The 23,532-nt window shown below is 69.9% G+C and carries 22 protein-coding genes; 21 read left to right on the forward strand and 1 reads right to left on the reverse strand.

The features are described from left to right. Positions 1-154: 154 nt before the first annotated feature. The 16 genes from ACKI2N_RS31650 (at position 155) to ACKI2N_RS31725 (ending at position 17,007) form a co-directional block, all read left to right on the forward strand. Complete coding sequence (locus ACKI2N_RS31650; RefSeq protein WP_420998386.1) at positions 155-1,480, forward strand: FliC/FljB family flagellin; 1,326 nt, start codon at positions 155-157, stop codon at positions 1,478-1,480. A gap of 139 nt (positions 1,481-1,619) precedes the next feature. Further along, the gene (locus ACKI2N_RS31655) at positions 1,620-2,003 is read left to right on the forward strand and encodes a flagellar protein FlaG (protein ID WP_420998385.1); all 384 of its coding nucleotides are present in this window, start codon (positions 1,620-1,622) and stop codon (positions 2,001-2,003) included. 49 nt (positions 2,004-2,052) lie between these two features. Beyond that, complete coding sequence (fliD, locus tag ACKI2N_RS31660; protein ID WP_420998384.1) at positions 2,053-3,480, forward strand: flagellar filament capping protein FliD; 1,428 nt, start codon at positions 2,053-2,055, stop codon at positions 3,478-3,480. A 46-nt stretch (positions 3,481-3,526) separates the two neighbouring features. After that, the gene (fliS, locus tag ACKI2N_RS31665; protein WP_420998383.1) at positions 3,527-3,973 is read left to right on the forward strand and encodes a flagellar export chaperone FliS; all 447 of its coding nucleotides are present in this window, start codon (positions 3,527-3,529) and stop codon (positions 3,971-3,973) included. A gap of 1 nt (position 3,974) precedes the next feature. Then, entirely contained in the window at positions 3,975-4,316 is a 342-nt protein-coding gene (locus tag ACKI2N_RS31670) for a flagellar protein FliT (protein ID WP_420998382.1), read from the forward strand. Positions 4,317-4,324: 8 nt separating this feature from the next. Then, a complete protein-coding gene (locus tag ACKI2N_RS31675; RefSeq protein WP_420998381.1) occupies positions 4,325-5,653 on the forward strand; it encodes a flagellar hook-length control protein FliK in 1,329 nt (442 codons plus the stop codon). Next, positions 5,650-5,964: an EscU/YscU/HrcU family type III secretion system export apparatus switch protein gene (locus ACKI2N_RS31680; protein ID WP_420998380.1), complete on the forward strand. Its 315-nt coding sequence runs from the start codon at positions 5,650-5,652 to the stop codon at positions 5,962-5,964. The genes ACKI2N_RS31675 and ACKI2N_RS31680 overlap by 4 nt, the downstream gene beginning before the upstream one ends. Positions 5,965-6,204: 240 nt before the next feature. Next, positions 6,205-8,463 carry a tetratricopeptide repeat protein gene (locus ACKI2N_RS31685; RefSeq protein WP_420998379.1) on the forward strand — a complete coding sequence of 753 codons (2,259 nt, stop codon included), beginning with the start codon at positions 6,205-6,207 and terminating at the stop codon, positions 8,461-8,463. 3 nt (positions 8,464-8,466) lie between these two features. Beyond that, positions 8,467-10,692 carry a tetratricopeptide repeat protein gene (locus tag ACKI2N_RS31690; protein ID WP_420998378.1) on the forward strand — a complete coding sequence of 742 codons (2,226 nt, stop codon included), beginning with the start codon at positions 8,467-8,469 and terminating at the stop codon, positions 10,690-10,692. Beyond that, positions 10,689-11,462 carry a glucose-1-phosphate cytidylyltransferase gene (rfbF, locus tag ACKI2N_RS31695; RefSeq protein WP_420998376.1) on the forward strand — a complete coding sequence of 258 codons (774 nt, stop codon included), beginning with the start codon at positions 10,689-10,691 and terminating at the stop codon, positions 11,460-11,462. Before ACKI2N_RS31690 ends, rfbF begins: the two co-directional genes overlap by 4 nt. Positions 11,463-11,494: 32 nt before the next feature. Then, a complete protein-coding gene (rfbG, locus tag ACKI2N_RS31700) occupies positions 11,495-12,550 on the forward strand; it encodes a CDP-glucose 4,6-dehydratase (protein WP_420998389.1) in 1,056 nt (351 codons plus the stop codon). Then, positions 12,547-13,812 carry a class I SAM-dependent methyltransferase gene (locus ACKI2N_RS31705; protein WP_420998375.1) on the forward strand — a complete coding sequence of 422 codons (1,266 nt, stop codon included), beginning with the start codon at positions 12,547-12,549 and terminating at the stop codon, positions 13,810-13,812. The genes rfbG and ACKI2N_RS31705 overlap by 4 nt, the downstream gene beginning before the upstream one ends. Beyond that, positions 13,809-14,354, forward strand: a complete 546-nt coding sequence (rfbC, locus tag ACKI2N_RS31710; RefSeq protein ID WP_420998373.1) for a dTDP-4-dehydrorhamnose 3,5-epimerase — start codon at positions 13,809-13,811, stop codon at positions 14,352-14,354. The genes ACKI2N_RS31705 and rfbC overlap by 4 nt, the downstream gene beginning before the upstream one ends. A gap of 60 nt (positions 14,355-14,414) precedes the next feature. Continuing rightward, on the forward strand, positions 14,415-15,491 hold the full coding sequence (locus ACKI2N_RS31715) for an FkbM family methyltransferase (RefSeq protein ID WP_420998372.1): 1,077 nt from the start codon (positions 14,415-14,417) through the stop codon (positions 15,489-15,491). Beyond that, entirely contained in the window at positions 15,488-16,363 is an 876-nt protein-coding gene (locus ACKI2N_RS31720; protein ID WP_420998371.1) for an NAD-dependent epimerase/dehydratase family protein, read from the forward strand. Before ACKI2N_RS31715 ends, ACKI2N_RS31720 begins: the two co-directional genes overlap by 4 nt. Continuing rightward, positions 16,354-17,007: a hypothetical protein gene (locus ACKI2N_RS31725; protein ID WP_420998370.1), complete on the forward strand. Its 654-nt coding sequence runs from the start codon at positions 16,354-16,356 to the stop codon at positions 17,005-17,007. The genes ACKI2N_RS31720 and ACKI2N_RS31725 overlap by 10 nt, the downstream gene beginning before the upstream one ends. 234 nt (positions 17,008-17,241) lie before the next feature. On the opposite strand, the gene fliE is transcribed toward ACKI2N_RS31725, so the two are convergent. Then, positions 17,242-17,571 carry a flagellar hook-basal body complex protein FliE gene (gene fliE, locus ACKI2N_RS31730; RefSeq protein ID WP_420998369.1) on the reverse strand — a complete coding sequence of 110 codons (330 nt, stop codon included), beginning with the start codon at positions 17,569-17,571 and terminating at the stop codon, positions 17,242-17,244. Between the two features lie 495 nt (positions 17,572-18,066). Between fliE and fliF the strand changes: the two genes are divergently transcribed. The 5 genes from fliF to fliJ are packed head-to-tail and all read left to right on the forward strand — an operon-like array spanning position 18,067 to position 23,521. Then, complete coding sequence (gene fliF, locus ACKI2N_RS31735; protein ID WP_420998368.1) at positions 18,067-19,773, forward strand: flagellar basal-body MS-ring/collar protein FliF; 1,707 nt, start codon at positions 18,067-18,069, stop codon at positions 19,771-19,773. Further along, the gene (gene fliG / locus ACKI2N_RS31740; RefSeq protein ID WP_420998367.1) at positions 19,763-20,755 is read left to right on the forward strand and encodes a flagellar motor switch protein FliG; all 993 of its coding nucleotides are present in this window, start codon (positions 19,763-19,765) and stop codon (positions 20,753-20,755) included. Before fliF ends, fliG begins: the two co-directional genes overlap by 11 nt. Further along, complete coding sequence (gene fliH, locus ACKI2N_RS31745) at positions 20,742-21,608, forward strand: flagellar assembly protein FliH (RefSeq protein WP_420998366.1); 867 nt, start codon at positions 20,742-20,744, stop codon at positions 21,606-21,608. The genes fliG and fliH overlap by 14 nt, the downstream gene beginning before the upstream one ends. Further along, positions 21,601-23,073, forward strand: a complete 1,473-nt coding sequence (fliI, locus tag ACKI2N_RS31750; RefSeq protein ID WP_420998365.1) for a flagellar protein export ATPase FliI — start codon at positions 21,601-21,603, stop codon at positions 23,071-23,073. The genes fliH and fliI overlap by 8 nt, the downstream gene beginning before the upstream one ends. Next, on the forward strand, positions 23,066-23,521 hold the full coding sequence (gene fliJ / locus ACKI2N_RS31755; RefSeq protein WP_420998364.1) for a flagellar export protein FliJ: 456 nt from the start codon (positions 23,066-23,068) through the stop codon (positions 23,519-23,521). Before fliI ends, fliJ begins: the two co-directional genes overlap by 8 nt. Positions 23,522-23,532 lie beyond the last annotated feature (11 nt).

The following is a 23,532-nucleotide window of genomic DNA, read 5'->3' on the forward strand; positions in this document are numbered from 1 at the left end:
GTTTGAGTCCATCGCAAAAGTCACTCTAAATCTTTCCCGGCCCCAACCGATAACCCAAACAACGGTGGCACTTCTCGCCCTGCATTGCCAGGCAGCCAACGTTGCGGCAACAGCCGGATTGCACAACTCACTGTAAAAGAATAGGAGTCGTACCATGTCGATGGTCATCAATACCAACACGTTGTCCCTGATGACGCAGAACAACCTGAACTCGTCGCAATCGTCGCTGAACAGCGCGATTCAGCGTCTGTCTTCGGGCCTGCGTATCAACAGCGCCAAGGACGACGCAGCGGGCCAGGCGATCGCCAACCGTTTCACCGCCAACATCAACGGCCTGGGCCAAGCTCAGCGCAACGCCAACGACGGCATCTCGCTGTCGCAAACCACCGAAGGCGCGCTGACCGAAGTCAACAACAACCTGCAAGCCATCCGTACCCTGGCCGTGCAAGCCGCAACGGGCTCCAACTCGGCTTCGGACCTGCAATCGATCCAGGACGAAATCACCCAGCGTCTGGCTGAAATCGACCGCACGTCGCAACAAACCGACTTCAACGGCGTCAAGGTGCTGTCGTCGGCTGCTTCGTCGCTGAAGGTGCAAGTCGGCGCGCAAGACGGCCAGACCATCTCGATCGACCTGAAGGAAATCAGCACGAACACCCTGGGCATGACCGGCTTCACGGTTGCCAAGAATTCGCTGCCGACCAGCGCCCCGATCACCACCGTCGTGACCGGCACGGGTTCGGCTCCGAACGCCGTGGACCTGAGCGCCGCCGCCACCTCGCTGTCGACCGCCACCGGCGGCACCGTCAGCGCCAGCGACCTGCAACTGAGCAACGTGCTGGACACGGCCGGCAACGCCACCGCCAACTACGTCGTCAAGTTCGGCAGCGACTACTACGCCGCTTCGGTTGACTCGGCTACCGGCGCTGTCACGCTGAACACCGCCGACATCAGCGTCGGCGACGCAGCCAACGGCAACACCGGCAGCGGCATCGCCGCCCAGCTGGTCAAGGTCGGCGCCGACTCCGGCGGCAACGCCGTCGCCTACGTGACCCAAGGCGGCAAGAACTACGCCCTGGACACGGCCGGCCAAGCCGTGCTGGCCAACGGCGGCTCCACCGCCACCACGATCTCCAACGCCACGCAGATCGAACTGAGCACCCAAGGCGCCACCACCGCCAGCACCGAATTCACCGGCGTGGGCAGCTCCAACCCGCTCGACTCGATCGACAAGGCCCTGGCCACCGTGGACAAGCTGCGCAGCGCCCTGGGTGCCGTGCAGAACCGCTTCAACTCGGTGATCTCGAACCTGGGCTCGACCGTGACCAACCTGTCCGCTTCGCGCTCGCGCATCCAGGACGCTGACTACGCCACGGAAGTGTCGAACATGTCGCGCGCCCAGATCCTGCAACAAGCTGGTACCGCTGTGCTGGCCCAGGCCAACCAGACCACGCAGAACGTGCTGTCGCTGCTGCGTTAATCGCAACAGTAGCCGCGCACCTGGCGGCGCCGGGCCTTCGGGCCCGGCGCCCCGGGGAATGCTTCCAGAGCGGTCTCCGCTCTGAAAGCGTTTCCACCGGAGCTTCGCTGCTCCGACCGTCCCTCGCGAGAGACAAATCATGATCAGCCCGACCGAACAGCTAGCCAAGTTGCCCGCCGCGCCGTTGCCCGCCACCCTTTCCGCCGCGGGTGCCGCGGCTCCGGGAGGCGCGGCGGCGGGAAGCCTGTCGGGCGCCATCGCGGCAGGCAAGGCGCCGGCGGACAAGGCCCATGCCGAAAGCTCGAAGGAACTGGCCAGCGCTCTCACCAGCCTGACCGAGGCGCTGCGCGCCACGCCGGTGGAAGTGCGCTTCAGCATCGACGGCGACACCCACCAGATCGTGACCACGGTGGTGGACAAGTCCACCGGCGACACCATCCGCCAGTTCCCTTCCGAAGAAGTCTTGCGCATCACGCGCGCCATCGACAGGCTGCAAGGCCTGCTGATCCACCAGACCGCATAAGGCGGCCAGCAGTCTTTCCTCCTCGAACAAGACAACACAGGCAGCAATCATGAGTTCACCGATTTCGTCGATTGGCGTGGGTTCCGGACTGGACCTCAGCACCCTCCTGGACAACCTGCAGTCGGGCGAGGAAACCAAGCTGCAGCCGATCACCGATGCGCAGACCGCGGCCACCACCAAGCTGTCCGCCTACGGCCTGCTGCAAGGCGCGCTGGCTTCGTTCCAGACCGCCGCCTCCGCGCTGGGCGCCGCCGGCCTCTACAACAGCACCACCACGTCGTCGAGCAACACCGGCGTGCTGACCACCAGCGCGGACAAGACCGCGGTGGCCGGCAACTACGCCGTCAACGTGACGCAGCTCGCCACCTCGCAGACACTGGTGTCCAGCGGCATCACCGACGCCACCGGCCAGCTGCTGGGCAGCGCCAGCATCAAGATCGAACTCGGCACCACCGCCGCCGACGGCACCTTCACGCCGGGCAGCGGCACGCCCACCACGATCAACATCAACGGCACCAACAACACGCTCACCGGCATCCGCGACGCGATCAACGCCTCGAACGCCGGCGTCACGGCCAGCATCGTCAACGACGGCAGCGGCACGCCGTACCACATCGTGCTGACCTCCAACACCACCGGCGCCAAGTCCAGCATGCGCATCTCGGTGGGCAGCAACGGCACCGGCGACCCGAGCACCATCAGCAACCTGCTGTCGTACGACCCGGCCGGCACCAAGGCCATGACGGAAAACATCAAGGCGGTCGACGCCAAGCTGACCGTCAACGGCCTTCCCATCACCAGCGCGAGCAATACCGTGCAGGGCGCGGTGCCGGGCGTGACCATGACGCTGTCCTCGCTGGGCTCCAGCACGGTCGGCGTGAGCACCGACACCTCGTCGATGGCCAGCGCCGTGCAGAGCTTCGTCACCGCCTACAACACGCTGCAAAGCACCGTCGCCAAGCTCGACAGCTACGATGCCGACACCAACACCGCCGGCACCCTGCTCGGCGACAGCACCGTGCGCACCATCGAGAGCCAGCTGCGCGGCGTGTTCAACACGTCGCCGACCGGCAGCAACGCGATCAACCTGACGCAGGTCGGCATCGGCTTCAACGCCGACGGCAGCATGTCGCTGGACACCTCCAAGCTGAACGCGGCGCTGACCAGCAACCGCGCCGGCGTGCAGCAGCTGTTCAGCGGCAGCGACGGCAAGTCCGGCTACGGCAACCAGCTCGCCAGCCTGGCCGCCGGCTTCACGTCCACCAACGGCGTGCTCACCACCGCCACCAACGGCGTGAACACGCAGCTCAAGTCGCTGGGCAACGACTACACCAACATGTCGAACCAGATCGACGCGACGATGGCACAATACCGCGCCCAGTTCCAGCAGCTCGACACCATCATGGCGCAGATGACGTCCACCAAGAACTACCTGACGCAGCAGTTCGCCTCGATGAGCGGATCATCGTCGAGCTGAGCGCGCCGGAATCATTGCCTACACTGCTTCAAACCTAGGGATCGCCATGTACGCACGCACCGCCGCCAACGCCTACGCCAGTGTCGGCGTCCAGACCGGCGCCATGAGCGCCTCGCCGCACCGGCTTATCGTCATGCTGTTCGACGGCGCGCGCGCGGCGATCGCCCGTGCCCGCTTCCACATGGAGGCGGGCAAAATCGCCGACAAGGGCATGGCCATCTCCAAGGCCATCGAGATCATCGAAAGCGGCCTGCGCGCCTCGCTCGACCACACCGCGGGCGAGGACCTGGCGGCCAACCTCGACGCCCTCTACGAATACATGGCGCGCCAGCTCATGCTCGCCAACCTGCACAACGACGGCGCGCGCCTGCTCGAAGTGGACAAGCTGCTGGCCGACCTGGCCAGCGCCTGGGGCCAGATCGATCCCGCGCAGGAGCCCGAGCCGGAGCACCAGTTGCTGCGGCCCCGGGATGCCGTCTCCATCGGTGCCTGACATGCTCACCCAAAAGAACCACCTGATCGCCTGCTATGAAGCCCTGCTGGCCCTGTCCGGCCAGATGTGCGAGGCTGCCCGGGCCGGCGACTGGGACTCGCTGAGCGCGCTCCAGACCCGCTACGTGGCCCAGGTCAACGTGCTGCGCAACAACGACGACGTGGTCCTGCTGTCGCCGCAGGAACGCCGCTACCGCTACCAGATGCTGGAAACCATCCTGTCGCAGGATGCCGCCATCCGCAACCTGGTGATGCCCCAGATCGAACGGCTCGGCCACCTGCTCAACAATTCGCGCCGCCGCCAGGAACTGCATCACGCCTACGGCGCCGACGCCAGCTACTGATACGCCGAATGGTCGGCATCAATCTCCCGCCGGATCCGGCGCTCGCGCTGCGCAACGCGGATCCGCAAGGGCTGAAATCCGCCCTGAGCGTGGCCAAGCTGGCCGCGCTGATGCCCGCCGGGGCCGTCGCCGAGACGGTGGCGCCGGCCAACAGCGGCGCCACCGTCCAGCAGAACCGCCCCGGCGTGGTCACCGGCGGCACGCCCGCCCCCGCCGACGGCACGGCGCCGCCTTCCGCGCGCGAGACCTTCAGCGCGGCCGCGCGCGTCATCCTGGATATCCTCGAAGGCACCGAGCCGGCCCCGCTGCGCGGCGCGGCCCCGCTGCTGCCGAGCCCGCCGGCCCCCGGCAGCACCGGCGCGCTGGCCGCGGCGCTGGCCCGGCAGGTCGGGCAGAGCGGCCTGTTCTACGAATCGCACCTCGGCCAGTGGCTCAACGGCACGCAGCCGCTCGAGACCCTGATGCGCGAGCCGCAGGCCGCGCTGGGACGCGGCGCGGCGCCGCTCGCCGGCACTCCCGCGGCAGCCACGCCCGGCGACGGCGCGCCGCAGCCGGTCCTGCAACTGACCTACCAGCCCGCCGCCGTGGCGCCGCCCGGCGCGGCCCAGGCCGCCGCCGCGGATGCCAGGACGATGGCCGCGGCAACCGTGGCCGCGCCGGATGCCGAAGTGCCCGGCGACGATGCCCCGGCCCCCGCTGCCGCCCCGGCCCGCCAGGCCGCGCCATCCGGCGCTGCCGCCCCGGCCACCTCCGGCCTGCCGGTCCCGCAAGGGCCGTCGGCCCACCTCGCGCAGCAGGCCACGCAGGCTTACCAGGCCGCGTCCGCCCCGCCGCCGCAAGCCCGGCACGTGGAAACCGGCAGCCCCGCGGCCGACGGCCGCGACGGCGGTGGCGCCCGGCCAGCCGCGACCTCGGCAACCTCGGCCGCCGGCCCGGCGGTCCACCCCGACGCCACCGCGCTGGTGCGCCAGCAGCTCGACACCCTGGCCACGCAGCAGTTCCGCTGGACCGGCGAAGCCTGGCCCGGCACGCCGATGGACTGGCAGATCCGCCGCGAGACGGCAGAGCGCCAGGCCGGCGGCCACGGCGCGGCGCCCGACCCGGCCCGCGCGATGTGGTCGACCAGGCTGGTGCTGCAGTTCCCGCATCTCGGCACCGTCGAGGCGCGCCTGAGCGTGGCCGGCAACCACATCGAGGCCCGGCTGGCCGCGCCCGACGCGGTCAACCGCCTGAACGCGGCCCGCGCCCAGTTGCAGGAGCGGCTGGCCGCCACCGGCCTCGACCTGTCGGCGCTGGCCGTCAACGGCATCCTGTCGCCCGGGGAGACCCTCACTTGAGCCAGCCGGCGCCACAGGACGACGCGCGCGGCAGCGCGGTCGCGCTCGCCTACGAAGAAGGCCGCGACGGCAGCCCGCGCGTGGTCGCCAAGGGCTACGGCGAGGTCGCCGACGCCATCATCGCGCGCGCCCGCGAGAGCGGCGTATACGTGCACAACTCCCCCGCGCTGGTGACGCTGCTGATGCAGGTCGACCTGGATTCCCACATCCCGCCGCAGCTCTACGTCGCCGTGGCCGAGCTGCTGGCCTGGCTCTACCAGCTCGAGAAGGCCGCCGCCGGCGAGGGCGGACCGGCCCCGCTGCGGGCCTGACGCCGGCAGGCGGCGCCTGAGCCGCCTGCCGGCGCGCGCTGCCGCCCGCCTGGCCGGCAAACCCGCCGTGCGCGGCCATGGGCCACGAATTGGCGCCGTTTTGGCCTTGTATTCCCGCCTCTGGAAAAAACGCCGCCCTGATACGGTTGAGGGCGTCGGATATTGTCATTTCTCCTGTACGCGCCAGGCGTCGTGGGTGATCGGAATGCCAGCTCCGGCATGCCTGGAAATCCACTCACGATGAAACGACCCCAGCACGCTCCCACCTTGCCGCCGCCGATCGCCAAGGCGCAGACTCTCTATGAAGCGGGGAAATTCCGCGAATCGCTGGCGCAGACGGAGAAGGCCGAGAAGCTGCTCGGCCGGCAGGCGGAGATCCGCTACTGGCAGGCCGCGGCCTGCCTGGGGCTGCAAGACACCATCCGCGCCGGCCAGGTCATCGAGCAGGCGCTGGAAGAGTTTCCCAACCATACCCGCCTGATGGCACTGGGCGGCGCCATCGCCATGCGCAACGGCAAGCATGCGCACGCGCGCGCATTGCTGGAGCGCTGCATCGAACTGGCGCCGGGCCAGATCCATGGCTGGATCAACTACGCGGCCCTGCTGGCAAGCCTGCGCGAGCACGCGGGCGCGCGCGCGGCGGCCCAGAAGGCGCTGGCCCTCGATCCGGGCGAGCCCTTGGCCTACGCGCAATACGCCCTTGCGCTCAAGGAAGCCAGCGAGATGGACGCGGCGATCGTCGCCCAGCGCAAGGCGACGGCGTTGTCGCCGCGCGACGCCACGATCCGCGCCGACCTGCTATTCCTGATGTTGTTCGACCAGGCCACGACCGCGCAAGACCTGCTGCGCGAGGCGAAAATGCTCGGCCGCCAGATGTCGGCACGGCTGCGCCCTCAGCCGGCCCGGCCGGCCCGCCAGGGCGCGCCGATCCGGCTCGGCCTGCTGTCGAACGACCTGCTGCGCCATGCCTGCGCCTACTTCATCCTGCCGCTGCTGGCCAACCTGGACCGCAGCCGCGTGGAAGTGGTGGCGCTCTCGCTGAACCCCGTCAGCGACCACGTCACCGACAAGATCCGCCTGAACGCCAACCGCTTCGTGCCGCTGGCGGGCATGTCGCGCGAGCAGCTCATCGACACCGTGCGCGCCGAGCAGCTCGACGTGCTGATGGATCTCGGCGGCCACACCGGCAATTCGCCGCTGCAGCACATGGCACACGGCCTGGCGCCGGTGCAGATGACGTGGCTGGGCTACCCGGGCAGCACCGGCATGGAGGCCATCCAGTACCGCATCACCGACTGGACCGGCGACCCGGCCGGCTTCGAGGCGCATTACACCGAGACGCTGCTGCGCGCGCCGCGCGCCGCCTACGTGTACGCGCCGCTGGTGCAGGATCCGCTCTCGGTCTATGCCCCCGGATACCGCGTGCGCGAGACGCCGGCGCTGCGCAACGGCTTCGTCACCTTCGGCTCGTGCAACAACCTCGGCAAGGTCACCGACCGCACCCTGCACCTGTGGAGCGCGGTGCTGGCGCGCGTGCCCGGCAGCCGCCTGCTGGTGGAAGCCGCGGAGCTGGACAAGGAAGGCGTGCGGGGCCCGCTGCTGGCACGCATGGCGCGGGCCGGCATCGACCCGCAGCGCGTGGACTGCATTCCGCGCCTGGGCAAGAACCAGTACCTGACCTACCACGACATCGACATCGTGCTGGACACCTCGCCGCTCACCGGCGGCACCACCACGTGCGACGCGCTGTGGATGGGCGTGCCGGTGGTCACGCTGGCCGGCAATGCCTATCACGCCCGCATCTCTGCCACCTTCCTCGACGCGCTCGGCCTCGACGGGCTGATCTGCGCCGACAAGGACGCCTATGTCAGCGCCGCCACCACGCTGGCCGGCGACATCGGCGGGCTCAACGCGCTGCGCCTGACCATCCGGCAGCGTTTCGAGCAAAGCCCGGTGGCCGACGGCGCCGGCTTCGCGCGCTGGCTCGAAGCCGAGCTGGCGGCGCTGGTCGACCCGCAGGGGCTGCGCGGCCCGGCGCCACCCGCCCAACAGGACGGCATGTACTTCGCCGGCGCCTGGCACGGCATGGGCGACATCGTGCTGGCCATCGCCGGCCTGCTCGAGGCCGGGCGCTTCGGCGAGACCCGCAGCCTGCTGGAAAACCTGTGCGCCAAGTGGAGCAAGCACTGGGTGGTGCCCTACGTGCTGGCCGAGATGGAATACCGCGGCGGCAACAAGGAAGCCGCCGTCGACCTGCTGATGGAAAGCGTCGGCCTGCGCGCCTACCACCTGCCGCTGTACCGCCTGCTGAGCGCGCGCATGGACGAATGCGGCTACGACAAGGCCGTGCTGGCCGACTTCCTGCGCCAGCAGTTCGGCATGAGCCTGGACTACCTCGAGCAGCAGGCCGTGCCCACGGTGTTCGACGTGCTCGGCATCGAAGTCGTGCCCGCCGCGGCGCAGCCGCCCGCCACCACCACCGCACACGTGCCCGCCTGAGCCATGAAGAAAACCCTCGCCACTCCCAAGGCCAACCAGTACATCCAGAAGGCCGACGCGAGCTATTTCGCCGGCCGCTACCAGGAAGCGGCCGAGCATGCGGCCAGGGCCCGCAACCTCGACCCCGCACTGCCGCAGCCCTACTACTGGCTGGCCTTCGCGCACATGGCGCAGCACCATGACGAGCAGGCCTACGAATGGATCGCCAAGGGGCTGGCGGTGGCGCCGGACAACCCCGACCTGATGACGATGCGCGGGCGCATCCTGAACAAGATGGGCCGCCTGCAGGAAGCGCGCGAGCAACTGGAAACCTGCGTGGCGCGGCACCCGCAGTCGCTGGGCGGCTGGGCCAACTACGCCATCGTCCTGCGCGTGCTCGGCCTGCACGCGCAGGCCCTCGAGGCCTCGCGCAAGGCGCTGGCGCTGGCGCCCGACAACGCGTCCGTGCTGGCCAACTACGCCAACGACCTGCGCGACACCGGCAACGCCGAGGAAGCCGTCGGCACGCTGCGCAAGGCCGCCGGGATCGAGCCCGAGAACCGCAGCATCCGCACCAACCTGCTGTTCCTGATGCTGTTCGGCGAACGGACCACCGCCGCCGACCTGCTTGCCGAGGCGCAGGGCTTCGCCCGCCTGCTGGCCGCCAGGCCGATCCCCGGCGCGGCCCGCACGCCCGCGCCGGCAGCCGGCGGCCGCATCCGCCTGGGCATCCTGTCCAACGACCTGTACCGCCACGCCTGCGCCTATTTCCTGGTGCCGTTCCTGGCCAACCTGGACCGCGCCCGCTTCGAGGTCGTGCTGCTCGGCCTGCACTCGTACCGCGACCAGATCACGCACAAGCTCGAGCTCTACTCGGACCGCTTCGTGCAACTGGCCAACAAGAGCGACGCCGACATCGTGCAGGCCGTGCGCGACGAGCATCTCGATGCGCTGATCGACCTCGGCGGCTATACCGGCACGCCGCCGCTGCAGTACATGGTGCACGGCCTGGCGCCGGTGCAGATCACCTGGCTCGGCTACCCGGGCAGCACCGGCATCCCGGCCATCCATCACCGCGTGACCGACTGGATCGGCGACCCGGCCGGCTTCGAAAGCCACTACACCGAGAACCTGCTGCGCGCGCCGGTGTTCGCCGCCTACCAGCCGCTGGTGCACAGCCCGCTGCAGGCGTACCAGCCGCAATACCAGGTGCGCGAGACGCCCGCGCTGCGCAACGGCTTCATCACCTTCGGCTCGTGCAACAACCTCGGCAAGATCACCGCCCGCACGCTGCGCCTGTGGAGCGCGGTGCTGGCGCGCGTGCCCGGCAGCCGCCTGCTGGTGGAAGCCGCGGAGCTGGACAAGGACAGCGTGCGCGAGCCGCTGCTGGCGCGCATGGCGCGGGCCGGCATCGATCCGCAGCGCGTGACCTGCGTGCCGCGCGAGGGCAAGAACCAGTACCTGACCTACCACGACATCGACATCGCGCTGGACACTTCGCCCGTGACCGGCGGCACCACCACCTGCGACACGCTGTGGATGGGCGTGCCGCTGGTGACGCTGGCCGGCCCGGCGTTCCATACGCGGGTGTCGGCGCCATTCCTGCACGCGGTGGGGCTCGAAGGCCTGATCTGCGAGAGCGAGGACGACTACGTGACGATGGCCGCGCAGCTGGCCGCCGACGCCGGACAGCTCAACGCCCTGCGCCTGAGCCTGCGCCACCGCTTCGAGAAAAGCGCGATCTTCGACGCCGCCGGCTTCACGCGCTGGTTCGAGGGCCAGCTCACCGAACTGGTGGGCCAGCACCGCGACGTCGGCCACCTGCAGCCGCGCGCGCAGGACGGCGTGTTTTGCGCCGGCGCCTGGCACCCGATGGAGCACCTGGTGCTGACCATCGGGCTGCTGCTCGAAGAAGGCCGCCACATCGAGCTGAACAGCCTGCTGGAGAACATGTCGGCCAAGTGGAGCAAGCACTGGCTGATCGCCTTCGCGCTCGGCGAGATGGAGCAGCGCATCGGCAACCACGAGCGCGCGCTGGAGCTGCTGATGGAAGCCGTCAACCTGCGCCCCTACCACCTGCCGCTGTACCGCCTGCTCAGCGCCCGCATGGAAGCGGGCGGGCACGACAAGGCCCCGCTGGCCGAGATCCTGCAACAGCAGTTCGGCCTGGACCTGGCATTGATCGACAGCCAGGGCCGTCCATCCACCCACGAAATCCTGGGCATCCAGGTGTTGGAGAAAGCCGCATGAAAGCCGTCATCCTGGCGGGCGGGCTGGGTACCCGCATTTCCGAAGAGTCGCACCTGCGCCCCAAGCCCATGATCGAGGTCGGCGGCAAGCCGATCCTGTGGCACATCATGAAGATGTATGCCGCCCACGGCATCAACGACTTCATCATCTGCCTGGGCTACAAGGGCTACGTCATCAAGGAGTACTTCGCCAACTACTTCCTGCACATGTCGGACGTGACCTTCGACATGTCGGAAAACCGCATGGACGTGCATTGCCGCAAGGCCGAGCCGTGGCGCGTGACGCTGGTGGACACCGGCGAGGAATCGCAGACCGGCGGGCGCCTGCGCCGCGTGCGCGACTACCTCACGCCGGGCGAGCCGTTCTGCTTCACCTACGGCGACGGCGTGTCCGACATCGACCTCACCGCCGAGATAGCCTTCCACCGCGGCCACGGCCGCTGGGCCACGGTGGCCGCGGTGCAGCCGCCCGGGCGCTACGGCGCGCTGGAGCGCACCAGCGAAGGCATGGTGGCCGGCTTCGCCGAGAAGCCGCGCGGCGACGGCGCCTGGATCAACGGCGGCTTCTTCGTGCTGCAGCCCGAGGTCATCGACCTGATCGGCGACGACAAGACCAGCTGGGAACAGGGCCCGATGGAAGAGCTCGCCACGCGCGGGCATCTGCTGGCCTACGAGCACCAGGGTTTCTGGCAGCCGATGGACACCCTGCGCGAGAAGAACATGCTGGAGCAGTTGTGGCAATCGGGCGCGGCGCCGTGGAAGACGTGGTGAGCGCGGCGAAGCCCGCGAGCCCGGCGGCCGGCATGCTCGGCGGCTATGCGGGCCGCCAGGTGTTCCTGACCGGCCATACCGGCTTCAAGGGCGCCTGGCTGGCGCTGTGGCTGGCGCGCCTGGGCGCGCGCGTGACCGGCTACGCGCTGCCGCCCGAGCAGCCGGCCGGCGTGTTTACCGCCGCCGGCGTGGCGGACACGCTGCACGGCCACCACCTGGAAGACATCCGCGAGGCCGGCGCGCTGGCCCGCGCGCTGCAGGCCGCGCAGCCCGAGATCGTGTTCCACCTGGCGGCGCAGCCGCTGGTCGGCGCCGGCTACCGCGACCCGGTGGCCAACTGGGCCACCAACGTGATGGGCACGGTCAACCTGCTCGAGGCCGTGCGCCACTGCCCGGGCGTGCGCGCCGTGGTGGTGGTCACCACCGACAAGTGCTACGACAACAAGGAGTGGGTCTGGGGCTACCGCGAGACCGACCCGCTCGGCGGCCACGACCCCTACAGCGCCAGCAAGGCCGCGGCCGAGCTGGTCGCCGCCAGCTACCGCAAGTCCTTCCTGGCCGAGCGCGGCGTGCTGGTGGCCACCGCGCGCGCCGGCAACGTGATCGGCGGCGGCGACTGGGCGGACAACCGCCTGGTGCCGGACGCCGCGCGCGCGGCCGCCGCGGGCGGCGTGCTGGAGATCCGCAACCCCCGCGCGACGCGGCCATGGCAGCACGTGCTCGAAGCGCTGCATGGCTACCTGCTGCTGGGCGCGCGGCTGGCCGGCGGCGAGCAGGCCTGCGCGCAGGCCTTCAACTTCGGCCCGCAGGCCGCGGACAACCTCCCGGTGGGCGCCGTGCTGGCCGCGCTGGAGCCGCACTGGCCCGAACTGCGCTGGCAGCCGGCCGGCGCGGCCGCCGGCGCGCCGCACGAAGCGCGCAACCTGCACCTCGACTCGTCCCTGGCCAGGGACATGCTGGGCTGGCAGCCGCGCTGGACGCTCGACCAGGCACTGGCCGCCACCGCCCACTGGTACCGCGCCGTGCAGGCAGACCCGGCCGCCGCCCGCGCGGTGACCGAACGACAAATCGATCAATTCCGCGCATGACGAACGCTGTCCAATCCCACCCCGCCGCCACGCAGGCGCCCTGCCGCGCGTGCGGCGCGCCGCTGGCGCAAACCGTGGTCGACCTCGGCCTCTCGCCGGTCTCCAACGCCTTCATCAAGGCCGGCGACGCGGCCCGGGCCGAGACCTTCTACCCGCTGCACGCAATGGTGTGCGAGCACTGCTGGCTGGTCCAGCTGCGCGACGCCACCCCGGCGGAAACCCATTTCCACGACGACTACGTCTATTTCTCCTCGTATTCGTCGTCGTGGCTCGAACATGCGCGCCGCTATGTCGAGGCCATGACCGCGCGCTTCGGCCTGGGCGCCGCCAGCCGCGTGATGGAGCTGGCCAGCAACGACGGCTACCTGCTGCAGTATTTCGTGCAGGCCGGCGTGCCGTGCCTGGGCGTGGAGCCCACCGCCAACACCGCCGCCGCCGCGCGCGCCAGGGGCGTGGACAGCCGCGAGCTGTTCTTCGGCACCGCCACCGCGCACGCCCTGCGCGAGGAAGGCTGGCAGGTCGACCTGCTGCTGGGCAACAACGTGCTGGCGCACGTGCCGGACATCAACGACTTCGTCGGCGGCATGCCGGCGGTGCTCAAGCCGCAGGGCGTGATCACGCTGGAATTCCCGCACCTGCTGCGCCTGATCGAGCAGAACCAGTTCGACACGCTGTACCACGAGCACTACTCCTACCTGTCGCTGTCGGCGCTGCAGCCGATCTTCGCCAGGGCCGGCCTGCGCGTGTTCGACGTCGAGCACCTGCCCACCCACGGCGGCAGCCTGCGCGTGTTCGCCTGCCACGCGAACGCCGGCCATGCTGCCACCCCGGCGGTGGCCGCCGCGCTGGCGGAGGAACACGCCGCCGGCCTGGACAGCGCCGCGCTGTACGCGGGCTTTGCCGAACGCGTGCGCAAGGCCAAGCGCGACCTGCTGGCCTTCCTGATCGAGGCGCGCAACGCCGGCAAGCGCATCGCCGCCTACGGCGCCGCGGCCAAGGGCAACACCTTGCTCAACTACTGCGGCGCGGGCACCGATTTCATCGACTACGTGGTGGACCGCAATCCCACCAAGCAGGGCCGCCTGCTGCCCGGCACGCGCATCCCCGTGGTGGCGCCCGAGCAGGTCTTCGGCGACCGCCCCGACTACCTGCTGATCCTGCCCTGGAACATCAAGGACGAGGTGATGGCGCAGATGGCCGGCATCCGCGACTGGGGCGGGCGCTTCGTGGTCGCCATCCCGGAAACCGCGGTGCTGCCATGATCTTCACGCCGACTCCCATCGAGGGCGCCTGGCTGGTGGACCCGGAACCGCTCGCCGACGAGCGCGGCTTCTTCGCCCGCACGGTCTGCGTGGACGCCTTCGCCACGCGCGGGCTGAACGGCCGCTTCGTGCAGCAGAGCGTGTCGCGCAACACGCGCGCCGGCATCCTGCGCGGCATGCACCTGCAATACGAGCCCGCCGGCGAGGACAAGCTGGTGCGCGTCACCACCGGCGCGGTGTTCGACGTCCTGCTGGACCTGCGGCCCTATTCGGGCAGCTACCGCCAGTGGTTCTCGGTGGAACTGTCGGCGCACAACCAGCGCGCGCTCTACATCCCGCGCGGCGTGGCGCACGGCTTCCAGACCCTCACCGGGCTGTCCGAGGTGTTCTACCAGATGACCGTGCCGTTCGCGCCCGCGCACAGCGGCGGCGTGCGCTGGGACGACCCCGAGATCGGCATTGCCTGGCCGCCGTGCGCCTCCCGGCTCATCTCGGCCAGGGACATGGCGCTGCCAACCGTGGCGGCGGCCCGTGCGTACTGAACAACCCATCCCCGCATTCAACCGGTCACCGACCATCAAGCCAAACTTCGGAGCCAATCCATGAGTACCGACCCATTGCAGAAACTGTCCAAAGCCCTGCGCGAAGTTGGCAACAGCGGGGCCGCGCGCGACCGGCTGGTCGCACTGTGCAAGTCCATCGAGGCCGACCTGTCCGGCTACGAGGGCAGCGTGCGCGACGACATCACCGGCCCCATCGTCGACGCCATGTACGACGACGACTCGCGCCTGCGCAAGACGCTGGCCGACGGCACCGTGTTCGAATTCCTCTACCGCACCAAGATCGCGCGCGACTTCCTCATGAGCACGCCCGCGCAGCCGGACCACGTGTGGGAGCCGCAGACCACCAAGCTGCTGGTCAAGCTGTGCCAGGGCGGCGGCAACGCCGTGGTGGGCGGCGCCTACTTCGGCGACCAGGTGATCCTGATGGCCCGGCAGCTGGCCGCGGCCGGCGGCACCTGCCACGCGTTCGAGCCCAATGCCGACCAGCTCGGCATGCTGCGCAACAACGCGAAGCTCAACGCGGTGGAAAACATCAAGAGCTGGCGCCTGGGCCTGTGGTCCGACAGCAGCACGCAACTGCGCCTGGTCGGCAACGACTCGTTCGCCCACGCCGAGCGCGCCGAGGCCAGCACGGCGACCGACGACAGCAGCTTCGCCACCATCACCATCGACGACTACTGCGCGCAGCAGAAGCTCGACAAGCTCAGCCTCATCATGCTGGACATCGAAGGCGCCGAGCTCGACGTGTTCAAGGGCGCGAAGAACCAGTTGTCGCGCCCGGCGCCCGACGCGCCCAACATCGTGTTCGAGGTGCACCGCCACTACGTGGACTGGAGCAACGGCCTGGAGAACGCCGAGATCATCCGCATGCTGCAAGGCTTCGGCTACAGCGTGTTCGCGGTGCGCGACTTCAACTCCAACGTGGACATGGCCGGCCGCCCGATCGAGCTGATCCCGGTCGACGAGGTCTACCTGGAAGGCCCGGCGCACGGCTTCAACATGGTGGCGGTCAAGGACCCGGCGCTGCTGCAGGGCGCGGACTTCTCGGTCTGCCACCACGTCAGCCCCAAGCTGCTGTGGCATCGCGACCCGGCGCTGCACCACCCGCTGTCGTGAGCAGCGTCAGCGAGAGCGGCATGCGCGGCGAGGCGGGCGCCTCCACCCCCGGCGGCCGCGCCGCGCGGTGCACCGTGATCGGCGGGGCCGGCTTCGTCGGCCAGCGCCTGGTGCGAGCGCTGCGCCACGCCGGGCATGAAGTCTACGTGCCGCGCCGCGACGACGCCGGCCTGTTCGAGCGCGACCTGGGCCGCGTGTTCTACTGCGCGGGCCTGACCGCCGATTTCGCCGCGCGCCCGTTCGACACGGTGGAAGCCCACGTCGGCCTGCTGGCGGCGCTGCTGCGCGCGGGCCGCTGGGACCATTTGATCTACCTGTCGTCGACCCGCCTGTACGACAGCGCCGCGCTGCCGGTGGGCGACGAAGCCGGCGCGCTCACGCTGCAGCCGGCTAACCCGCGCCATCTCTACGACCTGTCCAAGGCGCTGGGCGAGAACCTATGCCTCACGCTGGCGCCGCAGCGCACCGCCGTGGCGCGCCTGTCGTGCGTGTTCGACTGGTCCGCCGGCGCGCCGGGCTTTCTCTCGGAATGGCTGCAGCGCGCCGCCGCCGAGCGCGCGTTCCGCCTCGACAGCGACGCCGCCTTCGTGCGCGACTACATCCATCTGGACGACGTGGCGCAGGCGCTGGCCGCCATGTCCGCGCAGCACGCGCAAGGCATCTTCAACCTCGCCAGCGGCGCCAACGTCTCCAACGCGGAACTGGCCAAAGTGTTCAACCGCGCCGGCTGGCAGATCGAGCTGGCCCGCGCCACCCGGCCCCAGCCGGCCGCGGTCTGCAGCGTGGCGCGCCTGCGTGCGCTTGGCGTGGCGCCGCGCGACGTGCGCGACGTAGTGGCCGCTCACCTGCAAGGAATCCGAACGTGGAACTGATCGACCAGACCCTGGAGAGCCTGGCGGCCTATACCTGCGCCCAGGTGGCCGCGCTGGTGCCGGACGGCAAGGCCGAAGCGCTGCTGCCGGTGATCGCCCGCCACCAGCCCGAAGCGCTGGCCCGGCTGGAGCGCTGCATCGCCGCCGTGCGCATGTGGCAGCCGGGGCGCTTCAACTACCTGCATTCGAGCCAGTACTGCCAGTACCTGTACTACCTGGCCAACACCATCTGGCGCAACGAGGGCGACGCACAGGCCTGCACGCGGCTGTTCCTGCTGAACAAGGCGCTCAACGGGATCGACCTGTTCTACGAGATCGAGCTGCCCGAGGTGTTCTTCATCGGCCATTCGGTCGGCATCGTGCTGGCAAAAGCGACCTACGGCAACTACCTGGTGCTGTACCAGAACTCCACGGTCGGCAAGAACCACGGCGTGGCGCCGGTGATCGGCGACGGCGTGGTGATGTACCCGAACACCGCCATCATCGGCCGCAGCCACGTGGGCGACGGCTCGGTCATCGCCCAGGGCGTGAGCGTGGTCAACCGCGACACGCCCGGGCACTGCCTGGTCTATGCCGGGCACGGCGGCGATCTGGTGTGCAAGCCGGCCCGCGAGCCGGGTGCGGCGGAGTATTTTCGGATATAGGGCAGGGGCGACGGCGCCGGGAAATCCGGCACCGCGGCATTCGCCAGCCCCCGCCCTCTCCCCCGGCCCCTCTCCCGCCCGCGGGAGAGGGGAGCAAACCCAGGGCGGGATGACGGGGCAGGCCCGTCGCCAGCCCCCGCCCCAAAAACGCAAAAACTCCGCCCGCATCCGCGAACGGAGGTCTTCTTCCGGCAAACGAGGCATCCAGGACCGGCGCCGCCAGCCCGGCGGCCGTTACACCGTCATGCTCATGATTTCCTGATAGGCGCCGGCCAGCTTGTTGCGCACCTGCACGGCGGTCTGGAACGACACATTGGCCTTCTGCATGTCGATCATCACGTCGTTGAGCGACACGCCGGGCTTGCCCAGTTCGAAGGCGTCCGCCTGGCCGTAGGCGTGGTCCTGCACGGCGCTCACGCGCGCCAGCGAGCGCTGCAGTTCGCCGGCGAAGCTGCCCGGGCCGGCGGCGGCGGCCGAGGTGGCCTGGCTTTCCGTGCCGGTGGCGCTCTGGGCCAGCCCGCGCAGTTGCTGCAGCATGCCTTCGATGGAAGAGATGGTAGTCATGGCGATCCGCTGGGAACCCGCCCCGCCGGCCGGCCGTAGCCTGGCCCGGGGAAACCGGTCCCGGAAAGAGTCAAGTCGTTGAACATGGCGCCGGACCTTCCCCGCGCCGCCGCCGGCAGACCTGCCGGTGCGCCGCGCATGCCGCAAAACCGCATCCGCGCACGCTCCCTGTGCCAGCCCCCGAAGCGTACCTGCCCCGCCGGGCGGGCCATTGCGGGAAATCGGGTGGAAAACGAGGCTTATTCCCGGGATTGTCGGCCCCGCCCCTGGACGATGATCGATACCGTGCCGAATCTGGGGTGCTGCTGCGTTGCCGCGCCCGGTCCGGAACCCGAATCTTGATCAACTATCGCGGGGAGTACGCGTGTTTTGTCAGCAGCGTGATCTTAGCCATGCCGTAGCCGGGATGTCCCGGGCCAGCCGGGGTGGACAGGGCAGCCAGAGCGGCGCCCGCCATCCGGCCCTGCCCGTCCTGGCCATGACCGGGGCGCGCGCATGAACGCCGTGGCAGCCCTGTCGGGCAAATCCGAGCTGTTCGAGCGCATCAGGACCAACCCGCGCCTGCCCATGATGCTAGGTGGCGCGGCGCTCGCCGCCGCCATCGCGGTGGGCGTGCTGTGGTCGCGTGCGCCGGACTACAAGGTGCTCTACAGCAACCTGTCCGAGCGCGATGGCGGTTCCGTCATCGCTTCCCTGCAGCAGATGAACGTGCCGTACAAGTTCGCCGACGGCGGCGGTGCGGTCATGGTGCCCTCCGACAAGGTCCACGAGACCCGCCTGCGCCTGGCTTCCCAGGGCCTGCCCAAGAGCGGCACCACCGGCATGGAGCTGATGGACTCGCAGAAGTTCGGCATCAGCCAGTTCGCCGAGCAGGTCAACTACCAGCGCGGCCTGGAAGGCGAGCTGGCGCGCTCGATCGAGTCGATCGGCGCGGTGCAGTCCGCCCGCGTGCACCTGGCGATCCCCAAGCCCACGCTGTTCGTGCGCGAGCGCCAGAAGCCGACCGCCTCGGTGGTGCTGCAGCTCTACCCGGGCCGCGCCATCGACGACGGCCAGGTCGCGGCGATCAGCTACCTGGTGTCGTCCAGCGTGCCGGAACTGACGCCCAAGTCGATCTCCATCGTCGACCAGCACGGCAACCTGCTGTCGGGCAACGGCACCAACGAGCGCATGCTCGACGCCGGCCAGATCAAGTACGTGCAGGCGCTGGAGCGCAACTACGCGCAGCGCGTGGAAGCCATCCTAGCGCCGATCGTCGGCCAGGACAACGTCAAGGCGCAGGTCACCGCCGACGTGGACTTCTCCATCGTCGAGCACACCGACGAGTCGTTCAAGCCCAACCAGGACCCGGCCAACGCCGCGATCCGCAGCCAGCAGTCGAGCGAATCGAGCCAGCAGGGCGCGGCGCCCGTCGGCGGCGTGCCCGGCGCGCTGTCCAACCAGCCGCCCGCGCCGGCCACCGCGCCGATCGCCACGGCCCAGCCACCGCGTCCGGGCCAGCCCAACCAGCCGGGCCAGCAGCCCGGCCAGCAAGGCCAGGCCGGACAGCCGGCGCAGACCGGCGCCACCGCCACGGCCCAGTCCGGCCCGAGCAGCAACCGCAAGGACTCCACCACCAACTACGAGCTCGACCGCACCGTGCGCCACGTGCAGCAGGCGCCCGGCGGCGTGAAGCGCCTGTCGGTGGCGGTGGTGGTCAACTACCGCCAGAAGGCCGGCGCCAACGGCAAGATGGTGGCCGAGGCCCTGCCCGCCACCCAGCTCACGCAGATCGAGAACCTGACCAAGGAAGCGATGGGCTTCTCGGCCGAGCGCGGCGACTCGCTCAACGTGGTCAACAGCCCGTTTACGGCCGACACCGACATCAAGCCGGAACTGCCGCTGTGGAAGCAGCCCGACATGATCGCGCTGGCCAAGACCGGTGCCGGTTACCTGATGCTGGCGCTGCTGGCCCTGTTCGTGTGGTTCAAGATCGCCCGTCCGGTGCTGCGCAAGTACACCGCGCCGCCGCTGCCGCCGCCACAGGAGCAGACCGAGGATCCGGCCATACTGCTGCCGCCCGAAGAGCCGGCCAATCCGGAAGTCCTGCGGCTCGCCGCCAAATACGAAAGCGATCTCGCCCTGGTGCGTGATGCCGCGCAACGCGACCCGCGCCTGGTTGCCAGTGTGATCAAGAACTGGATGTCTAGCGATGAACGATGAAGGATTGCAGAAGAGCGCCATCCTGATGATGTCGCTCGGGGAAGACGCCGCGGCCGAGGTCTTCAAGCACCTCGGCCCGCATGAAGTCCAAAACCTGGGCCAGGCCATGGCCACGCTCACCTCGGTGACGCGCGAGCAGATGGCCGAGGTGCTGGCCGAGTTCCGTTCGGAAACCGAGCAGTACATGGCGCTGAACGTGGATTCGAGCGCCTTCATCCGCAGCGTGCTGAACAAGGCGCTGGGCGAGGAGCGCGCGCTGTCGGTGATCGAGGACATCCTCGAGTCGCGCGACCCGGGCAGCGGCATCGACTCGCTGAACTGGATGGATTCCACCTCGGTGGCCGAGCTGATCCGCGACGAGCACCCGCAGATCATCGCCACCATCCTGATCCACCTGGACCGCCAGAAGTCGTCCGAGATCATCGGCATGTTCACCGAGCGCCTGCGCAACGACGTGATCCTGCGCATCGCCACCTTCGGCGGCGTGCAGCCCGGCGCGCTGCAGGAACTGACCGACGTGCTGACCAAGCTGCTGGCGGGCCAGAGCCTCAAGCGCAGCCGCATGGGCGGCGTGCGCACCGCGGCCGAGATCATCAACCTGATGAGCACGGCCCACGAGGAAGCGGTCATCGAAGGCGTGCGCCTGCACGACGGCGACCTCGCCCAGAAGATCATCGATGAGATGTTCCTGTTCGAGAACCTGCTGGAAGTGGACGACCGCGGCATCCAGCGCGTGCTCAAGGAAGTGGCCACCGAATCGCTCATCGTCGCGCTCAAGGGCGCGCCGGTGGAGCTGCGCGACAAGTTCATCCGCAACATGTCTACCCGCGCCGGCGAAATGCTGCGCGAAGACCTCGAAGCGCTGGGCCCGGTGCGGGTCTCGCAGGTCGAGGCCGAACAGAAGAACATCCTCCAGGTGGTGCGCCGCCTGGCCGAAGCCGGCGAAGTTGTAATCGGTGGTGGCGACGATGCCTACGTCTGAACGTGCGCTTGGCCAGTTCCGCGGTTATGCCGCGGACCCGGCCTACACGAATGCCCGCGGCGAACGCCGCGGCAACGGCAACAACGGCGGCGGCAGCGACGGCGACGGCCGCCGCGCGGGCAGCCGCGGCGCTCCGCGCCAGGACGAATTCACCAGCTTCACCCCGCCGGGCGGCCGCGCCCCGCAGAAAAGCGGCTGGCAGCGCTGGCAGATGGTCTCGCTCGATCCGCGCGAGGCCGAGCCGGAGCCGTCGGCGTTCATGCCGCTCGAACCCGCCCCGCCTCCCATCGACTTCGCCGCGCTCGACGCCATGCGCGAAGGCGCGCGCAAGGAAGGCTACGCCCAGGGCTATACCCAGGGCCAGACCCAGGGCTACGGCGACGGCCACCGCGAAGGCTATGCGCGCGGCCTGGAAGGCGCGCGCGCCGAAGCCGGCCGCCTGCAGGAACTGGCCGCCACCTTCAGCCACGCGCTCGGCCGCGTCGACGAGGAAGTGGCGCAGACCCTGATCGCGCTGGCGCTCGACGTGGCGCGCCAGCTGGTGCAGAAGACCGTGGTGGCCGATCCCTCGGTGCTGCTGCCGGCCGTGCGCGAGCTGCTGGCCGCCGAGCCGGCGCTGTCCGGCTCGCCCTGCCTGCTGCTCAACCCGGAAGACGTGGCGCTGGTGGAAACCCACCTGGCCGGCGAGCTCGAAGCCGCCGGCTGGACCGTGCGCGCCGAACCTGCCGTGGCGCGCGGCGGCTGCGTGGCCAGCGCCGCCAGCGGCGAACTCGACGCCACGCTGTCCACGCGCTGGAACCGCGTGGTCAAGGCGCTCGGCCGCGACGACCCGTGGGAGCCGCCCCATGCCTGACAGCGCCGCCAAGCCCGACAACGCCGCGGGCGCGCCCGCGGTGCCCGGCCTGCATGGCCAGCGCTGGCGCGATGCGCTGGGCGCGGCCTCGGCCGGCATCGCCGAGATCGACAGCAAGCGCAGCTGCGGCCGCCTGACGCGCGCGGCCGGCCTGGTGCTCGAAGCCGTGGGCCTGCGCATGCCGGTGGGCAGCGACTGCCTGATCGAGCTGCCCGGCGGCCAGTCGCCGGGCGGCAAGGGCACCGGCCCGCGCATGGCGGAGGCGGAAGTGGTCGGCTTCGGCGCCGACCGCCTCTACCTGATGCCGCAGTCCGACGTGGTGGGCCTGGTGCCCGGTGCGCGCGTGTACCCGCTCGAACCCACCCCGCGCCCCAGCGGCGACGCCACCCCGCGCGAGCCCGGCTCCAAGCGCCTGCCGGTCGGCGAAGGCCTGCTCGGCCGCGTGCTCGACGCCGCCGGCCGACCGCTCGACGGGCTCGGCCCCATCGCCGCGGCCACCGAGGTCACGCTCGGCGGCACCCAGATCAATCCGCTCGAGCGCGCCCCCATCGAGACCGTGCTGGACGTCGGCGTGCGCGCCATCAACGGCATGCTCACCGTGGGCCGCGGCCAGCGCATGGGCCTGTTCGCCGGCTCCGGCGTGGGCAAGAGCGTGCTGCTGGGCATGATGGCGCGCTACACCAGCGCCGAGGTCATCGTGGTCGGCCTGATCGGCGAGCGCGGCCGCGAAGTGAAGGACTTCATCGAGAACATCCTGGGCGAAGACGGCCGCCGGCGCTCGGTGGTGGTGGCGGCCCCGGCCGACACCTCGCCGCTGCTGCGCATGCAGGGCGCCGCCTATGCCACGCGCCTGGCCGAGTATTTCCGCGACCAGGGCCGCCACGTGCTGCTCATCATGGATTCGCTCACGCGCTATGCCATGGCCCAGCGCGAGATCGCGCTGGCCATCGGCGAGCCGCCCGCCACCAAGGGCTATCCGCCCTCGGTGTTCGCCAAGCTGCCCACGCTGGTGGAGCGCACCGGCAACGGCCCCGAAGGCGGCGGCTCCATCACCGCGTTCTACACGGTGCTGACCGAAGGCGACGACCAGCAGGACCCCATCGCCGACTCCGCGCGCGCCATCCTCGACGGCCACATCGTGCTGTCGCGCAGCCTGGCCGAGTCCGGCCACTACCCCGCCATCGACGTGGAAGCGTCGATCAGCCGGGCCATGACGGCGCTGATCGATCCGCCGCAGTTCGCTTCCGTGCGGCGCTTCAAGCAGCTGATGTCGCGCTACCAGCGCAACCGCGACCTGATCAGCGTGGGCGCCTACGTGCCGGGCAACGACCCGGAGCTGGACCTCGCCATCCACCTGCATCCGCAGATGGAAGCCTTCCTCCAGCAGGACATCCACGAGCGCGCCGGCTACGGCGCCTCGATCGGCCAGCTGCACAGCCTCTTCCAACGGAGCGAACATGGCTAAGCCATCTGCATTGAATACCTTGGCCGACCTGGCCCAGAACGATACGGATGCGGCCGCGCGCGAGCTGGGCCGGCTGCAGGGCCTGCGCAACCAGGCCGAGCAGCAGCTGGCGGCGCTCACCCAGTACCGGCAGGAATACCGCGAGCGCATGCAGGCCATCGCCCAGGACGGCATGACCTCCACGCGCTGGCAGGACTTCGCCCAGTTCCTGGCCTCGCTCGATACCGCCATCCGCCAGCAGACCGAAGCGCTGGCGCGCGCCGAGGCGCAACTGCTGGCCGGCCGCGCCAACTGGCAGCAGCAAAAGCGCCGCCAGAACTCCTTCGACACCCTCATCACCCGCGCCGAGACGCGCGAGCAGCAAGCCATCTCGCGCCGCGAGCAGCGCGACACCGACGAATACGCCGCGCGCGCGGCCCGCCTGCAAGTCGCCGACCGCCAACGCTAAGCGCCAGACCG

Origin of the sequence: Cupriavidus sp. 30B13 (assembly GCF_049059565.2) — a bacterium.
In the GTDB taxonomy this organism is placed as follows: domain Bacteria; phylum Pseudomonadota; class Gammaproteobacteria; order Burkholderiales; family Burkholderiaceae; genus Cupriavidus.

Bases quoted from the DNA above. Each gene is read 5' to 3' on its own strand.
- ACKI2N_RS31650 (WP_420998386.1), top strand. From the start codon at position 155: ATGTCGATGGTCATCAATACCAACACGTTGTCCCTGATGACGCAGAAC.
- ACKI2N_RS31655 (WP_420998385.1), top strand. From the start codon at position 1,620: ATGATCAGCCCGACCGAACAGCTAGCCAAGTTGCCCGCCGCGCCGTTG.
- fliD (WP_420998384.1), top strand. From the start codon at position 2,053: ATGAGTTCACCGATTTCGTCGATTGGCGTGGGTTCCGGACTGGACCTC.
- fliS (WP_420998383.1), top strand. From the start codon at position 3,527: ATGTACGCACGCACCGCCGCCAACGCCTACGCCAGTGTCGGCGTCCAG.
- ACKI2N_RS31670 (WP_420998382.1), top strand. From the start codon at position 3,975: ATGCTCACCCAAAAGAACCACCTGATCGCCTGCTATGAAGCCCTGCTG.
- ACKI2N_RS31675 (WP_420998381.1), top strand. From the start codon at position 4,325: ATGGTCGGCATCAATCTCCCGCCGGATCCGGCGCTCGCGCTGCGCAAC.
- ACKI2N_RS31685 (WP_420998379.1), top strand. From the start codon at position 6,205: ATGAAACGACCCCAGCACGCTCCCACCTTGCCGCCGCCGATCGCCAAG.
- ACKI2N_RS31690 (WP_420998378.1), top strand. From the start codon at position 8,467: ATGAAGAAAACCCTCGCCACTCCCAAGGCCAACCAGTACATCCAGAAG.
- rfbF (WP_420998376.1), top strand. From the start codon at position 10,689: ATGAAAGCCGTCATCCTGGCGGGCGGGCTGGGTACCCGCATTTCCGAA.
- rfbG (WP_420998389.1), top strand. From the start codon at position 11,495: ATGCTCGGCGGCTATGCGGGCCGCCAGGTGTTCCTGACCGGCCATACC.
- ACKI2N_RS31705 (WP_420998375.1), top strand. From the start codon at position 12,547: ATGACGAACGCTGTCCAATCCCACCCCGCCGCCACGCAGGCGCCCTGC.
- rfbC (WP_420998373.1), top strand. From the start codon at position 13,809: ATGATCTTCACGCCGACTCCCATCGAGGGCGCCTGGCTGGTGGACCCG.
- ACKI2N_RS31715 (WP_420998372.1), top strand. From the start codon at position 14,415: ATGAGTACCGACCCATTGCAGAAACTGTCCAAAGCCCTGCGCGAAGTT.
- fliE (WP_420998369.1), bottom strand. From the start codon at position 17,571: ATGACTACCATCTCTTCCATCGAAGGCATGCTGCAGCAACTGCGCGGG.
- fliF (WP_420998368.1), top strand. From the start codon at position 18,067: ATGAACGCCGTGGCAGCCCTGTCGGGCAAATCCGAGCTGTTCGAGCGC.
- fliG (WP_420998367.1), top strand. From the start codon at position 19,763: ATGAACGATGAAGGATTGCAGAAGAGCGCCATCCTGATGATGTCGCTC.
- fliH (WP_420998366.1), top strand. From the start codon at position 20,742: ATGCCTACGTCTGAACGTGCGCTTGGCCAGTTCCGCGGTTATGCCGCG.
- fliI (WP_420998365.1), top strand. From the start codon at position 21,601: ATGCCTGACAGCGCCGCCAAGCCCGACAACGCCGCGGGCGCGCCCGCG.
- fliJ (WP_420998364.1), top strand. From the start codon at position 23,066: ATGGCTAAGCCATCTGCATTGAATACCTTGGCCGACCTGGCCCAGAAC.